The following is a 13530-nucleotide window of genomic DNA, read 5'->3' as shown; positions in this document are numbered from 1 at the left end:
AACCCTGTGAGAATTGTTTTATTACTGTTGCTTCTGCTCGGACCAGTGGCCTATGGCCAGCAATCGATACCATCGATATACGGTCACGCAGGTATTGGCGGTGTACCGGGAAATGTTTCTCTTCTGATCGGTCTCAATGCCTGTGTGTCTGATCATATTATTTCCATCGGCGTTTCAGATAACTACATGAGGCCGGATAATCTTCCTTCAGATTATGATGGCGGTAACACCATTTTCGCATCTCGTCCGGATAATCGGTATTTGTCCTTGCAATTGCAGTATGGACGAATGTTCACCCTGCCAACCCCAATTGTGAGGTTTGCACTACGCGGTGGTATTTCAATTGGTAAGGTGGAAGACATCGTAGCGTATACCAAAAGGGACCGGGGATGGTTGTTCTATGGCAGCAACTATGATGCTGTGTATGAAAAGAAGATGGCAGCGGGGCTCGTGGCCAATCCTCAGCTCGAGTTTGCATTTACAAAAGGCTGGGGGCTTGCTATTGGCACGTTCGCAGATATCAATACGTACAAGCCAACCGGCGCAGTATACATTTCGACGATCTTTGGGCGGTTGAGATGAAAATCCGGACACTCCTAATTTGCACGTAATTGTCCTGCTTGCGTATTTATTTTTTCAAAAGAATTTTGTTGTTCAAAAAAGTTTTGTATGTTTAATGTAAGCTGTTGTAGAGCAGCTTATCAATTGATTCGTCCCGCATAAGGGATAAGAGAGCATTAACCCAGTTTACAAGTGCAACAAAACACTTTCTTTTTTGAAAGGGACAAAGAGGTCTCTTTCTTGCGGGACGGAAATTCCTTCGCGGGTACTAGTTATAAGCGCCGCATAGCTGTCCATGAGATTAAGCGATTATCTTGCATCACTTCTCTGCCGTCGATATACCTAAAACAACTAAACGTTAGCCAATGAGCCAGCCTGCACCAGGTTTTAAGTTCAAGCGAGTGATGGTGGTGGATGATGCCTCGATTGACCGTTTTCTTGTAGAGCGTATAGTGAAGAAAACCAGTTTTGCCGAGGAGGTACTTAGCTTTGAGTCAGCGAAAGACGCGCTGGAGGGGCTGAGTCAGACAGCCGACACTGCACCGCAGGTCATATTCCTGGATATCAATATGCCGGGTATGAACGGCTTTGAGTTCCTGACTGAGTTCGAAAAGTTTCCGGATAGTTTCAAACAAGACTGTTCCGTGGTTATGCTCACATCTTCCCTTCATCCAGACGATAAGCTAAAAGCCGCTCACAACCCTCGGATCAAGTGCTTTTTGAACAAGCCCCTGAAGCCTGAGTATCTCATCAATCTCGAACTCTAGGACGTCCGCTATTGGTCTTCCTGTTTCAACCTGCGGTCAACAAAAAATGGTGCAAAAGGCACCAGGGATGATACAAAGACCAGCGTGGTTTTTTTGAACGACCATTTGTAACCGATCCATACCTGCAGCAATAAGATGCCGTATGCAACAAACAGCACGCCGTGCAGCCAGCCGGTATATTTTACCATTTCGGGCATGCCGGCCATATATTTCAATGGCATAGCAATGAACAGTAAAATGAGGTAAGAAACCGCCTCTATCAATGCAATGGCGCGAAAGCGGCCCAGTTTTGAATCCAGCATAGTTGCAAATTTAGGGGTGTATGGGCACTCTGCCATGGTTTACGGGCCTAAGAAACGTTAAACTGCCTGCCCATACTCTGAAAACAATTCTTATTTTTGCGCCCACAAATACGATAAAAACACACATTATATATGGGTCGGATATTTGAAGTACGGAAATCAAAAATGTTTGCCAGGTACGATAGGATGGCAAAGCAGTTTACCCGTATCGGTAAAGAGATCGCGATAGCTGTTAAGAAAGGTGGTCCTGATCCGGACACCAACCCGATGCTTCGCCGTATCATGCAGAACGCTAAGTCGTTCAACATGCCTAAAGACCGTATCGAAGGCGCCATCAAAAACGCACTCGGTAAGGATACCAGCAACTACGAAGAGGTATTGTTTGAGGGTTATGCACCACATGGTATCGCTATACTGGTAGAAACCGCTACTGATAACAACACCCGTACTGTTGCTAACGTTCGCTCTCACTTCAACAAAGGCGGTGGTAACCTCGGTAACAGCGGCTCTGTAGGTTTCATGTTCAAACACCTGGGCGTATTCAAACTGAATCCTGAAGGCCTGAATCCAGAAGACCTGGAGCTGGAACTGATAGATGCAGGACTGGAAGAGCTGGGTGAAGACAGCGAAAATAACCTGATCGTGCGTTGCGAGTTCAACTCATTTGGCAGCATGCAAAAGGCGCTGGAAGAAAGGGGCATTACTCCGATATCTTCAGAACTGGAATGGATACCGCTGAACACAGTGGAAGTATCTGAAGAACAATCAGACGAAGTGTTTAAGCTGATGGAGCGACTGGAGCAGGATGACGACGTGCAGCGTGTGTTCCACAACATGGCGTAATAAGAATGTCATATTACAGCGAAAGCGGTGGCAGTTGCTACCGCTTTCTGCTTTACGATAGTAACTTAGAATTATAAACTAAGACCTATGAAGAACTATAGCCTATTGTTGCTCGCTTTTGTGTTTGTTATATCCTGCAAAAAGAAAGACGAATTCACTCCTAATCCAGTGCCCGAACCTGCGCCACTGACTGACTTCTTGTATTTGCCGGTGAAGGATGCTGAGTGGCGAATACACCTGCAGACTACAGTGATTGATGATGTGCTTTGGTGTTCAGGGCAGAAACCAGGGGATAGAGACACCGCTGTGCATTGGTATTTCACGATAAAAAGCACGGGCCGTGATACGTTAGTAACTGGCGTAAAATATTTCAGGTATGACGTAAGCGGCGATTATGTATATACAAAACAGCCTTGCGACACAATTTGGAAAAACGCAAGTTTCGGTCCTCTATTTTTAAGAGAAGATACTGCAGGGAAGAAAATTCTGGTTCTTGGTGGCGATGAGCCGGTTGTAGATTTTTCTTTGGAGAGCGTGGGAGAGGACGCATCCGTTTCACAGCTTTGGCCCGCAAGTTTCGTTAGTGGAGAAAATGGGATCATTATTAATGGGCAGAAGTCAAAAAGTTGGGAAGTCTCTTATAAGTATGATAAGAAAGCAAAGTTCTTTTATAAAGGATACGGTATCGGAAGTCAGGTAGGCGTGCTTCCAAGGTTTTGGCTTACTTGGATGGACCCCATAACCTTAGATTTCACCTACAAAGGAAAAACAAACCATTTCGATTTTGAATTACACCCATGACGGAAAAACGCTGTTCAAAATGTGGTAAACCTTTCGGCTGTAAAGCCGATGAGCGCGGCTGCTGGTGCGAGAATTTGACACTTTCTACAGAAACATTGGTACAACTGAAGGCTGAGTACGATAATTGCCTTTGTCCTGATTGCCTGGCAACCTACCAGGAGTCTAGTCAGCAAACATCAGGCGGGCTGTAAGCTATTTTTTGTGTACGTTTGCTACCATGAAGCCTGCACGCTCGCTGCCCATATTGATAGGACGTAAACCCTTGCTGGAAGCCCTCCAACAAGGGACGATGATTGAAAAGATCTTCCTGCTGCGCAGTGCTACCGGTCCCGAGATCAATAGCATCAAACAGCTGGCACGCGAGCGCAACATTCCCATCAGCCAGGTTCCGGTCGAAAAACTGAACAACCTCACCAAAGCACAGCACCAGGGTGTTGTGGCATGGACCAGCCTGTTGCACTATGTAGAATTGCAGGATGCCATTGATTCAGTTGTAGACAAAGGCGAAACGCCACTGTTTGTGTTACTGGATGGTGTAACAGACGTGCGCAATGTGGGCGCAATTGCACGTACAGCTCTTTGTTGCGGCGCGCAAGGCATTATACTACCAACTTCTTCATCAGCTTCGCTTACCGAAGAAGCGATCAAAACTTCAACAGGAGCTTTACGCAAGATACTGCTTTGCCGTATTCCTTCTGTACAACAGGCCATCGATGTATTGCGCCTGAACGGTATACAGGTGCTGGGCACGCAAATGCAAGGGGCAATACCTGTATTTGAGGCAGACATGAAAATACCATCGTGCGTGGTAATGGGTGCCGAAGATACCGGTATCAGCAAGGATGTAATTAAGCGCGCTGACACGCTGATCAAGATACCTATGGCGCAGCAATTCGACTCGCTCAATGTATCCGTAGCCACCGGTATGATCCTCTACGAAGCCATGCGCCAGCGCTTATTGTCGTAAGCTGGTGTGCCTTACCCGTTAGAAAAGTTTTTTTGGAAATCTGTTTTTGAACTCTACATTTGCAATCTCAAAGGTTCCTGCCGTTTGGCGGGATGAAAAGGGAACCAGGTGAGAATCCTGGACATTACCCGATGCTGTAAGCTTCATAACAGCCTTTTGCTACCTGAGCCACTGTCTTTTAATGACGGGAAGGCCGCAAAAGGTGAAGTAAGTCAGAAGACCTGCCTTTAGAAAAAAACGTTAGTTATCGCTGCTTTCGGGAAAAAAGGCAAGGTAAAATAAAGGCTCTTCCAGCTTTTTCTTATACCAATCAGTGTCCCCCGTAGCCGCAATTGAGATTGTATTTAAAAACCAATTGATATATGCGCAATTTTACACTCTTAACCATTATTGCTCTTTTTCTGGGCGTCAGCGCGCAGGCGCAGACTGTTGCCAGCTTCGATACTTTGACGCTGCCAAAAGCAGACACTTTTTACGTTAACTACAGCTCTTATGGCGATGACCTGGGCTTTGACGACGGCTTGGCGCACTTTCCTTGCGTTTACGATACTTTCCCCGGCGGATGGCAGTACTGGCAAAGCGGTTTTGCTTATAGCAATATGACCGATAGCCTGACCGCTGGTTATACAAACCAATATTCGGCTATTACCGGAAAAGGACATAACGGCTCTTCTCAATATATCATTGGCTGGGATGTGATGAATAAAATTTACTTGAAAGGCAAAGCAGTTGGTAAACCAGTAAATGGTTTCTACCTGGCCAACACTGCCTATGCTTATTACAGCATGCGCGATGGCGACATGTTTGCCAAGAAATTTGGTGGCGCTTCAGGCAACGATTCTGACTATTTGGTTATTACTGTACGTGGTTACCTGGATGGTGCGTTGAAAACAGATAGCGTTCAGGAATACCTGGCTGACTTCACCAGTTCTGACAACACTAAAGATACTATTTATCGCGGCTGGCGCTGGGTCAACCTGTTGACACTGGGTAACGTAGACAGCCTGCAGATCGAACTGACTTCATCTGATATGGGTGCATTCGGTATGAATACCCCCGGATACTATGCTATTGACGATTTTACCACCTACGAAACAGCCTCTGTAGCTTCATCACCATCAACACACGCCGCAAAAGTTTACCCTAACCCGGCTGCCGGTCAATTGTTCGTTGAACTGAAAGACGACAAGATCAGGCATTTGCAGATCACCGACATGACGGGTAGGGTAGTTGCCGGCTTTGAAGCAAAAGAAGGAGTAAATTTGCTCCCGGTTTCGTCGCTGCCTGCTGGTGCTTACCTGCTGAACATGTGGGGTGAGTCGCAAAAAGCTAGCGTGCGTTTTGTAAAACAATAACCATGCGTACAATTCTCTCTCTGATAACACTTTGCCTGGTGCAAACTGCCACTGCGCAGTTTGCACCGCAGGCCGGTGTTGCCGGAACAACCGCGATATCTAAAACCAGCGGTAAGTTCACCGGCTGGGCCACTGGTTGCGCGCTGCAGCGTGGGTGGACCGATATCAATGATAAGAGCCAGGGTTATGTTACATCTGGCGATAGCAGCTGGGCTATTGGAATTGCTGATGCAGTTCCTGTAAGTATTGGCGACAGCGGGGTGGCTACACTTACTTTTGCGAAACCGCTCTACGACGGTGCCGGTCCTGACTTTGCAGTGTTTGAGAATGCATTTCCAAACCCGCAAGACCCTGAGATGGCCTTTCTTGAATTAGCTTTCGTTGAAGTGAGTTCGGACGGTGTTAACTTTTTCCGGTTTCCCGCGATCTGCAATGCACCCACATCTCCACAAGTACCGGGCGCTGGTGTGTATATGAATGCAAGGCTGATCAACAACCTTGCAGGCAAATACCTTGGCGGTTATGGTGTGCCTTTCGACCTGCAGGAACTGACAGGTACTTCAGGTCTCGATATAAATAGCATTACCCATGTGCGTCTTGTAGACGTTGTTGGGTCTACCGGTGGTCATGCTTCGTATGATAGCGAAGGGAACGTCATCAACGAACCTTATCCCACACCATTCCCAACAGGAGGCTTCGACCTCGATGCAGTCGGGGCATTTTACCAGCATGGGTTGTTTCCAATGGGTATAGGTACCCCCGGTGTACAAAAGAACTACGTGGTTTATCCTAACCCTGCAACAGACCGCCTCGTGTTGACCAGTGATGAGCCGATGCAGGCTATGCTGACGGATATTTCGGGCAAGCAATTGACCACTATCAGTTTGACCTCTGGAGCAGCTGAGATATTTTTGGATAGCTATACCAAAGGCATTTATTTGGTTGTGCTGAGTGATAGCAAGGGTAACAAATGGGTAGAAAAGATCACCAAATTATAAGAGCATATTGCATGGCGCTGCTGATCTTCTTCAGCGCCTGCGTAAAAGACAAGCCCGCAGAACCTGCATTGCCCGTCAATACTGACACGGCGGGCAACGTGTACATAGTATGCGAAGGCAGCCTTGGCAATGGCAATGCTTCTTTGAGTGTGTACCAGTCTAACGACGGACAGATCAGCAACGATATTTACCAAGCCATAAATGGTCAACCGTTAGGTGATGTGTTTGAAAGCATGCAGCGCATCGGCGATAAATTGTTCCTCTGCATAAACAACTCCGATAAGGTCGTCGTAATAGAAGCGGCCAGCAAAAAGCAGGTGACTTCTATATCGGTTCCCAAGCCTCGTCACATCCTCCAGGTAAGCGATACCAAGGCCTACGTTTCAACACTGTTCTCCAATAAGGTATACACCATCAATCCGCAAACCTATGAGGTAACGGGTTCGATGGATATGCCGGCACAGAATACGGAGGCAATGCTGTTCTATAAAGGAGCAGCGTATTTCTGTACCTGGGATACGGCTGTGAATAAGATATACAAGCTCAATCCAGCTACAGACAAGATAGAACAGGAAATAACTGTGGGCGGCTACGCTCCTCATTCTATCATTACCGACAAGTTCAATATGCTTTGGATATTGTCGGGCAATGTGACTAAAGGTAAGCGTGCTGCTTTAACGAGAATAGACCCGGCAAATGGACAGACCCTGGCTGTGTATCAGTTCCCAGAAAAAGCAGATCCGATACGCCTGGTGACAAATACCGTTGGCGATGAACTGTATTTTATTTCGGTAAACTATAAAGGTAGTACCGAGTATAATGGCATTTACAGGATGGGCATCCTGGATGCTGCGATACCTGCCCAGCCGTTCATTGCTGCAAAGCAATACCAGTATTTCTGGGCGCTGGGTGTAGAGCCGGTAACTGATAAACTATACATCGGCGACCCTAAAGGGTTTATTCAGAAAGGTTCGGTGTTGATATACAGTAACGCAGGCGAGAAGGAAAAAGAATTTGCGGTAGGTATAGGGCCCGGTCACTTTTATTTCGACAATAAGTAAACAAGCATGTATCGGTTCTCTGGCATAGTAAAAGCAGGCATGGTGTTAGCGATAACACTGTGTTATGGCTTTGTGTCAAATGCCCAGGTGCGCGATACGCTTGGTGAGATACGGGTAAAAGGACGAAGGAATAAACCTGTATCTAACGACGACCGTCTAAATACGTTTTCTCCCGGGCAAAAAGTAACGACCATAGATAGCTTTACACTGCAGCAATACCAGTTTCAAAACATGGCCAACTTGCTTGCGCAGCAAACGCCGGTATTCATCAAGTCGTATGGCTTTAATGCACTATCTACACTCAACTTTCGGGGTTCTTCGGCTGCTCAATCGCAGGTATACTGGAACGGTATACCGATACAAAATGCGGCATTAGGTATGTCTGACATATCGTTGCTGCCTGTATCGCTGATGGATAAGGTCAATATAGTATACGGCAGTTCATCGGCGCTATGGGGCAGTGGCAACGTGGGGGGCGCATTATTGATCGAGAACAACAAACCGGTATTTGATTCGAATGGTCGGGCGCAACATTCCGTGTCGGCGGTAGCTGGTAGCTATAGTCAATATCAACTGGGTTTACGCTCGTCTTTAAGCACGCGCAAATGGTATGTCGCAGCTAATGCCTTTGGCCAGACGGCGCGCAATGATTTCTCTTATTTCGATCCGGAAGATAAAAGCCGGAAGCAAACGCTCAATTCCGACCTGCAGAGTGGTGTGGTCATGCTGAACGGCGGCTATAAGATCGATGACAGGAACACAATTAGCCTGACGGGTTGGTACCAGCAATATTACAGGGAGATACCGCGTGCCCTGTTTGAACCGGTGTCGATAAAAAGCAGGCGCGATGAATCGTTAAGGCTTTTACTGGACTGGAACAGAACTGGTATTAAACTCACAACTCATGCTAAACTGGCGTATATCCGCGACAATATGGTATATGAGGATACTACGATCCAGCTTAAGTCGGTCAACAATACAAGCCAGGTATATGGCGAGGCTGGCGTAAAATATCGTTTCAATGCACACCACCAGTTATTGGCCTTCACTCCCGTTCATATTTCTGTTTTAGAAAGAGGGCAATACAGTGACGCAAAAACACAGAACCGTGCAGCCCTTGCCATGGCTTATGCGTTTACGCACCTGGACGACCGGTTAAATTTCTCAGCCAGTTTGCGGGGCGAAATGATCAATGATATATCTGTATTGCTTCCGGGGGCTAATGGGTCTTTTGCCATTGCACCATGGCTAATGATACGAGGCAATGCACAAAAGACCTACCGTGCCCCAACGCTAAGTGAGCTATACTACCAACCGGGTGGCAACGAGGAGTTGAAGCCGGAAAAGGGATGGAGTTTTGACGGTGGTTATGCAGTGAAGACTAGAGGATCAAACGCGCTGGTACTTACGCATGACCTGTCGGTGTTCACGAGGCTGATAGACGACTGGATCATATGGTTTGGAGGGGCAGTATGGACGCCGCACAACATTGCCTCAGTGCACAGTAGAGGGATAGAAACAGAAAACAAATTGCAATGGCGCATACAGGCATGGAAACTGCATTTGGGTGTCAACACTGCTTATGTGCTTTCTACTACGGAGGAAAGCGATCTGCCGGGAGATGGTAGTATAGGCAAACAGATACCATATGCTCCACGCTATAACGGCCAGGCAAATATTGGGTTCACCTGGAAGTCGCTGTACTTGAATTACAATCATACCTACACGGGTTACAGGTTCTATACTACTGACGAAAGCGGTTACATTCTTCCTTACAATACGGGTAATCTACAGCTGTTTTATACAATGTATATACGCTCCAAACCTTTGCAGTTGACGGGACAAGTGAATAACGTATGGAACCAAAGGTATGAGGTTGTAAATGCCCGCCCTATGCCCGGTACTAACTGGCTGCTGGGCGTTCGCGCTACTCTGGCTGACTAGCAACCTTTGCTGGTCCATATTTCGAATAGTCAACGATAGGATCTTCCTCCCACACAAAAAAATAGCCAGAGTGCACCACCCGGAAGATGTTGAATTCACGCTTTAAGTAATACTCATTGTTGGCCGTGACATTTTTGTACGCAACCGAGGGGATGTAATAAAGTATGTTTATAGCCCAGAGTAGATAACCAATAGCAGGAGGAATATGTATTTTTTGAAAGCGATAAACAAGCCAGGTGAACAACCACACCACAAGGAAATAGACAATAAGATCTGCTGCCAATGGTACCAGGAAGTATTGCACACAACCGCCGCCACCCACACATGGTGCTGTATAAGGTAGGGGAAACCCATACATATTACTCACTGCCAGGTCGGTCTCTACACGCCACCACTTATTAAATAGCATGAAGAAAATAAGCGACAGTGGAAGCACAAACCTTGTTATCAGAGGTTTCATCGTTTGGCCTGGTATAGATGAATTGATTTTTTAGCCTATTTTTCGCTTTATTACGATATGTCACGATCCATATTCCGCCGAAAATCACTTGAACAGATTGAAAAAGATTGCGCCACGGGCATGACCGATGCACATGGCTCAGCTGGCCTGCATAAAGTGCTCACTACGCGTGACCTGACGTTTATGGGTATCGCGGCCATTGTGGGAGCGGGTATCTTTTCAACTATCGGTAAGGCCAGCTTCGACGGTGGTCCGGGTATCGTGTTCCTGTTTCTTTTTGTGTCAATAGCCTGTGGTTTCGCGGCCGTTTGCTATGCTGAGTTTGCTAGCATGGTGCCGGTATCGGGGAGTGCGTACACTTATTCTTATGTAGCCTTTGGTGAGATCATTGCCTGGATAATAGGTTGGGACCTGCTAATGGAATATGCCATCGGTAATATTGCGGTGGCTATCTCGTGGAGCGACTACCTGACGAGTTTGCTCGACGGGCTGGGTATGCATATACCGGACTATCTTACGATGGACTATTGGACCGCCCAAGAAGGCGCAACGGAGGCCGCGAAAGCCGCCTGGAATACAGCTCCCATGTTTGGCGAGGTGAGGTTTATTTGTGACATACCTGCGTTCGTAGTTACAGTCATCATCACTTCGATCATTTATGTAGGTATTAAAGAATCGAAGCGGACCACCAATGCGATGGTAATACTGAAGATGGCGGTGATATTTTTAGTGATAGTGGCTGGTGCATTTTATGTGAAGCCAGATAACTGGTCACCGTTTATGCCAAATGGTATTCCCGGCATTTTGGGTGGTACGGCCGCGGTATTCTTCAGCTACATTGGTTTCGATGCTATATCTACTACCGCAGAGGAATGCCGTAATCCTCAGCGCGATTTGCCAAAGGCTATGTTCAACTCACTGATCATTTGTACTATTTTATACGTGCTGATAGCACTGGTGTTGACGGGTATGGTGAGTTATACGGAGTTGAATGTGGGTGATCCCCTGGCTTATGTATTTGAAGCCAATGGGCTTGACTGGCTGGCTGGCGTTATTGCCGTGAGCGCTGTGATCGCCACTGCCAGTGTGTTGCTGGTATTCCAGCTAGGGCAGCCCCGTATCTGGATGAGCATGAGCCGCGACGGCTTGTTGCCTCCTGTTTTTTCGCGGATACACCCGAAATACAAGACGCCTTCGTTCTCTACTATACTTACTGGTTTGGTGGTTGGTATTCCTGCACTATTCTTAAATCTAAACGTGGTAGTAGACCTGACGAGTGTGGGAACCTTGTTTGCTTTTGTATTGGTCTGCGGCGGTATCCTTCGCCTGCAGGAACAAAGAAAGAATGCGGTGCATAGACCGAACGTCGACATTGTTAATGAAAGTGGAGAGCAGCAGGTAGTACCGGTTAGCAAATTTCAGACACCGTATATAAGTGGTAGATGGATCGTGCCGTTGTTGTTTGTGACAACAGTGATCTTATTCGTGACGTACTACCCCGGCGGCATTTCTGCTTTCTTTGATACTGGTGATAAAACCGGTTGGGAGGCCATAAGGGAAAAAGTACCTTATGTGATGTTTGCAATTGCTTTCCTCGTTATGGCTGTACTCTCATTCCTGAAGGGATTCTCACTGATACCAGTACTTGGATTTCTCTGCTGTTTCTACCTGCTGTGCGAATCAGGCACTTCGAACTGGGAACGTTTCCTTGTTTGGCTGGTGGTTGGGCTCATCGTTTATTTCCTTTACGGTCGTAAGAAAAGCAAGTTGAGCGAGCATAACAAAGCGGCATAGTCATCACTATGCCGCTTTGTTGAGATTATCTCTTAGTTAGATATCATCGTCATCATCTTCGTCTTCATCATCGTCGAAGTCGAGATCGTCGTCTTCGTCAACTTCAATATCATCGTCATCATCGACGTCAGCATCCAGGTCGTCATCATCGATGTCGTCAAAGTCATCAATGTCATCGTCATCATCATCCTCATCTTCGTCCGGATCTGCGCGCATGAGTACACGGCTGTGTTCAATGCATTCAACAGCGGTCATCAGTTCAGCTGTGGCGGGTTCCCGCGAAATAGTCTTGGTCAACATGGTAGATGTTTTAAATTGTTTTTATGATTGATTAAGGTGTGCCCTCTGTTATATTGTCGTTGTCTTCGCTTCCTAAACTATAGTAATTGTTCTCTTCGTCTTCTTCACCTATCTTTTCGTTTTTGTCGTCACTCTCGCTGCCAGGTACATCCAGGTCGCTGCCCATATCATCAAAATCACTGTTCTCACTCAGTCGTTCTCCATCCTCGTCCAGTTCATCCAGTTGTCCACGTGCAATGTTCGCATCGTCCTCGTCGCTCAGTAAAAGCAGGTCTTCTGCAGTCACATCCGCCTCAGTGCCCATCACTATTTTTACTTCATCGTCTTCATCTTCCGTCTTAGTTAGCGAGTCGCCACTCACCAGCTCTTCCTCGTCAATCGATGAGATGGTGGTATCGGCCATGATACCCGGAGGCGGCGGTGTAACATTTTCCTGTCCGGGTATATCGCGCGCTTCGGGCAGGGTAATATTTTCCTCAGTAAAGTTAACCTTTCCTGTGTTGTTTTCCGGTCTCGTTATATCCTCATTTTCGGGATAATGCGGATATCCCGGCAGGTCTTTATCGTCTTCTTGTCGTTCGTTTTTGGGCTTCCTGCTCATAGTATAGACGTTTAATCAGGCCATAAAAAAGCTGTGCCGTGAAATCACAGCGGTTCCAGTTTTCCACCCTCATATTTCGACCAGTCTATATCCTTCCCCATAGTTCCCCTGAACCGTCTGAAAAATGATTGTTTATCAGTGATAGACACGAAACTGTCGACCTTGGCTGGGCGAGGATTAATACGCGGATTGACGTACCGGTAGGCAGCTATCGAATCGTTCACAAACGGGATGTGGTATATCGGTGTGCCAAATCGGCGACGGGTATACCCACGCAGCATGAACGATTGAAAGGGGTCTGTAGCTAGTGCGATGGTTTTAAACCCGAGCTGTTTTGCCAGGAGGTAGGAATAATACACGTTTTCAGTGCTGTGCAGCGCCAGCGTATCGTAATACATGTGCTCTGCCGGTATACCCAGTTTTTGTCCGTACAGTCCCATAATGATGGCTTCTTTGTAAGGCGAGTAAACGGCGCTGCCTGAGTAAATAATATTCTTGGTGATACCGTTCTTGTACAAGATCCACGACCACATAACCCTGGCCTTCATTACAGAGTCCCAACTACCATTTTTGAATGGTACACCCGGTACAATGATCGCATCAAATTGCTGGACGTTGCTCGTGCTGGCACGGTACCCCGTTTGCTTTTTGTTTGATGCACATGCAATTAAGCATATCGCAAAAAAAGCAATGATCAACGAGGGTAGGAAGTGTGGTCTCAAGCCGGATGGTTTTAGTGTAAAGGCCGCAAAATCATGCCAAATATAAATGCAATG

General features: G+C 46.9%; 16 protein-coding genes and 1 riboswitch. Of the genes, 11 read left to right on the top strand and 5 right to left on the bottom strand.

Features of this window, described 5'->3' with window-relative positions; all coding sequences use genetic code 11:
- The first annotated feature begins 6 nt into the window (after positions 1-6).
- Together P2W83_RS00665 and P2W83_RS00660 are read left to right on the top strand one after the other, a co-directional pair.
- Positions 7-582 (top strand): hypothetical protein, encoded by a 576-nt coding sequence (locus tag P2W83_RS00665; protein ID WP_276131745.1) that lies wholly within the window; start codon positions 7-9, stop codon positions 580-582.
- A 344-nt stretch (positions 583-926) separates the two neighbouring features.
- Entirely contained in the window at positions 927-1328 is a 402-nt protein-coding gene (locus P2W83_RS00660; RefSeq protein ID WP_276131744.1) for a response regulator, read from the top strand.
- Positions 1329-1336: 8 nt separating this feature from the next.
- Here the strand turns inward: P2W83_RS00660 and P2W83_RS00655 are convergent, their stop codons facing one another.
- Entirely contained in the window at positions 1337-1630 is a 294-nt protein-coding gene (locus P2W83_RS00655; protein ID WP_276131743.1) for a DUF3817 domain-containing protein, read from the bottom strand.
- A 132-nt stretch (positions 1631-1762) separates the two neighbouring features.
- Here P2W83_RS00655 and P2W83_RS00650 point away from each other — a divergent pair, with 132 nt between their 5' ends.
- The 8 genes from P2W83_RS00650 (at position 1763) to P2W83_RS00615 (ending at position 9599) form a co-directional block, all read left to right on the top strand.
- Complete coding sequence (locus tag P2W83_RS00650; protein WP_276131742.1) at positions 1763-2473, top strand: YebC/PmpR family DNA-binding transcriptional regulator; 711 nt, start codon at positions 1763-1765, stop codon at positions 2471-2473.
- A gap of 87 nt (positions 2474-2560) precedes the next feature.
- A complete protein-coding gene (locus P2W83_RS00645) occupies positions 2561-3274 on the top strand; it encodes a hypothetical protein (RefSeq protein ID WP_276131741.1) in 714 nt (237 codons plus the stop codon).
- Positions 3271-3465: a cysteine-rich CWC family protein gene (locus P2W83_RS00640; RefSeq protein WP_276131740.1), complete on the top strand. Its 195-nt coding sequence runs from the start codon at positions 3271-3273 to the stop codon at positions 3463-3465. The genes P2W83_RS00645 and P2W83_RS00640 overlap by 4 nt, the downstream gene beginning before the upstream one ends.
- Before the next feature lie 26 nt (positions 3466-3491).
- A complete protein-coding gene (gene rlmB / locus P2W83_RS00635) occupies positions 3492-4241 on the top strand; it encodes a 23S rRNA (guanosine(2251)-2'-O)-methyltransferase RlmB (RefSeq protein WP_276131739.1) in 750 nt (249 codons plus the stop codon).
- 54 nt (positions 4242-4295) lie between these two features.
- Positions 4296-4484: riboswitch (cobalamin riboswitch) on the top strand.
- A gap of 119 nt (positions 4485-4603) precedes the next feature.
- A complete protein-coding gene (locus P2W83_RS00630; protein ID WP_276131738.1) occupies positions 4604-5596 on the top strand; it encodes a DUF4465 domain-containing protein in 993 nt (330 codons plus the stop codon).
- A gap of 2 nt (positions 5597-5598) precedes the next feature.
- Entirely contained in the window at positions 5599-6594 is a 996-nt protein-coding gene (locus P2W83_RS00625; protein WP_276131737.1) for a T9SS type A sorting domain-containing protein, read from the top strand.
- An 11-nt stretch (positions 6595-6605) separates the two neighbouring features.
- On the top strand, positions 6606-7655 hold the full coding sequence (locus P2W83_RS00620; protein ID WP_276131736.1) for a DUF5074 domain-containing protein: 1050 nt from the start codon (positions 6606-6608) through the stop codon (positions 7653-7655).
- 6 nt (positions 7656-7661) lie between these two features.
- On the top strand, positions 7662-9599 hold the full coding sequence (locus P2W83_RS00615) for a TonB-dependent receptor (RefSeq protein WP_276131735.1): 1938 nt from the start codon (positions 7662-7664) through the stop codon (positions 9597-9599).
- Here P2W83_RS00615 and P2W83_RS00610 read toward each other — a convergent pair.
- Entirely contained in the window at positions 9583-10059 is a 477-nt protein-coding gene (locus P2W83_RS00610; protein WP_276131734.1) for a hypothetical protein, read from the bottom strand. The two genes, P2W83_RS00615 and P2W83_RS00610, sit on opposite strands and share 17 nt — an antisense overlap.
- A gap of 57 nt (positions 10060-10116) precedes the next feature.
- On the opposite strand from P2W83_RS00610, the gene P2W83_RS00605 reads away from it, so the two are divergent.
- Positions 10117-11853, top strand: a complete 1737-nt coding sequence (locus tag P2W83_RS00605) for an amino acid permease (RefSeq protein WP_276131733.1) — start codon at positions 10117-10119, stop codon at positions 11851-11853.
- 36 nt (positions 11854-11889) lie between these two features.
- Here the strand turns inward: P2W83_RS00605 and P2W83_RS00600 are convergent, their stop codons facing one another.
- The 3 genes from P2W83_RS00600 to P2W83_RS00590 all read right to left on the bottom strand — a co-directional run bounded on the left by P2W83_RS00600 (position 11890) and on the right by P2W83_RS00590 (position 13476).
- Positions 11890-12069: a hypothetical protein gene (locus P2W83_RS00600; RefSeq protein WP_276131732.1), complete on the bottom strand. Its 180-nt coding sequence runs from the start codon at positions 12067-12069 to the stop codon at positions 11890-11892.
- A gap of 115 nt (positions 12070-12184) precedes the next feature.
- Positions 12185-12754, bottom strand: coding sequence for a hypothetical protein (locus P2W83_RS00595; protein ID WP_276131731.1), 570 nt, complete (start codon positions 12752-12754; stop codon positions 12185-12187).
- Positions 12755-12798: 44 nt separating this feature from the next.
- A complete protein-coding gene (locus P2W83_RS00590; RefSeq protein WP_276131730.1) occupies positions 12799-13476 on the bottom strand; it encodes a YdcF family protein in 678 nt (225 codons plus the stop codon).
- Between the last annotated feature and the right edge of the window lie 54 nt (positions 13477-13530).

Origin of the sequence: Polluticoccus soli, assembly GCF_029269745.1 — a bacterium.
Taxonomy (GTDB): Bacteria; Bacteroidota; Bacteroidia; order Chitinophagales; family Chitinophagaceae; genus Polluticoccus; species Polluticoccus soli.
The sequence above is the reverse complement of the archived record's forward strand: the minus strand, read 5'-3'. Positions and strand labels throughout refer to the sequence as shown.

Coding starts and splice junctions, on each gene's coding strand:
- P2W83_RS00660 (WP_276131744.1), top strand. CDS start 927: ATGAGCCAGCCTGCACCAGGTTTTAAGTTCAAGCGAGTGATGGTGGTG.
- P2W83_RS00655 (WP_276131743.1), bottom strand. CDS start 1,630: ATGCTGGATTCAAAACTGGGCCGCTTTCGCGCCATTGCATTGATAGAG.
- P2W83_RS00650 (WP_276131742.1), top strand. CDS start 1,763: ATGGGTCGGATATTTGAAGTACGGAAATCAAAAATGTTTGCCAGGTAC.
- P2W83_RS00645 (WP_276131741.1), top strand. CDS start 2,561: ATGAAGAACTATAGCCTATTGTTGCTCGCTTTTGTGTTTGTTATATCC.
- P2W83_RS00640 (WP_276131740.1), top strand. CDS start 3,271: ATGACGGAAAAACGCTGTTCAAAATGTGGTAAACCTTTCGGCTGTAAA.
- rlmB (WP_276131739.1), top strand. CDS start 3,492: ATGAAGCCTGCACGCTCGCTGCCCATATTGATAGGACGTAAACCCTTG.
- P2W83_RS00630 (WP_276131738.1), top strand. CDS start 4,604: ATGCGCAATTTTACACTCTTAACCATTATTGCTCTTTTTCTGGGCGTC.
- P2W83_RS00625 (WP_276131737.1), top strand. CDS start 5,599: ATGCGTACAATTCTCTCTCTGATAACACTTTGCCTGGTGCAAACTGCC.
- P2W83_RS00620 (WP_276131736.1), top strand. CDS start 6,606: ATGGCGCTGCTGATCTTCTTCAGCGCCTGCGTAAAAGACAAGCCCGCA.
- P2W83_RS00615 (WP_276131735.1), top strand. CDS start 7,662: ATGTATCGGTTCTCTGGCATAGTAAAAGCAGGCATGGTGTTAGCGATA.
- P2W83_RS00610 (WP_276131734.1), bottom strand. CDS start 10,059: ATGAAACCTCTGATAACAAGGTTTGTGCTTCCACTGTCGCTTATTTTC.
- P2W83_RS00605 (WP_276131733.1), top strand. CDS start 10,117: ATGTCACGATCCATATTCCGCCGAAAATCACTTGAACAGATTGAAAAA.
- P2W83_RS00600 (WP_276131732.1), bottom strand. CDS start 12,069: ATGCGCGCAGATCCGGACGAAGATGAGGATGATGATGACGATGACATT.
- P2W83_RS00595 (WP_276131731.1), bottom strand. CDS start 12,754: ATGAGCAGGAAGCCCAAAAACGAACGACAAGAAGACGATAAAGACCTG.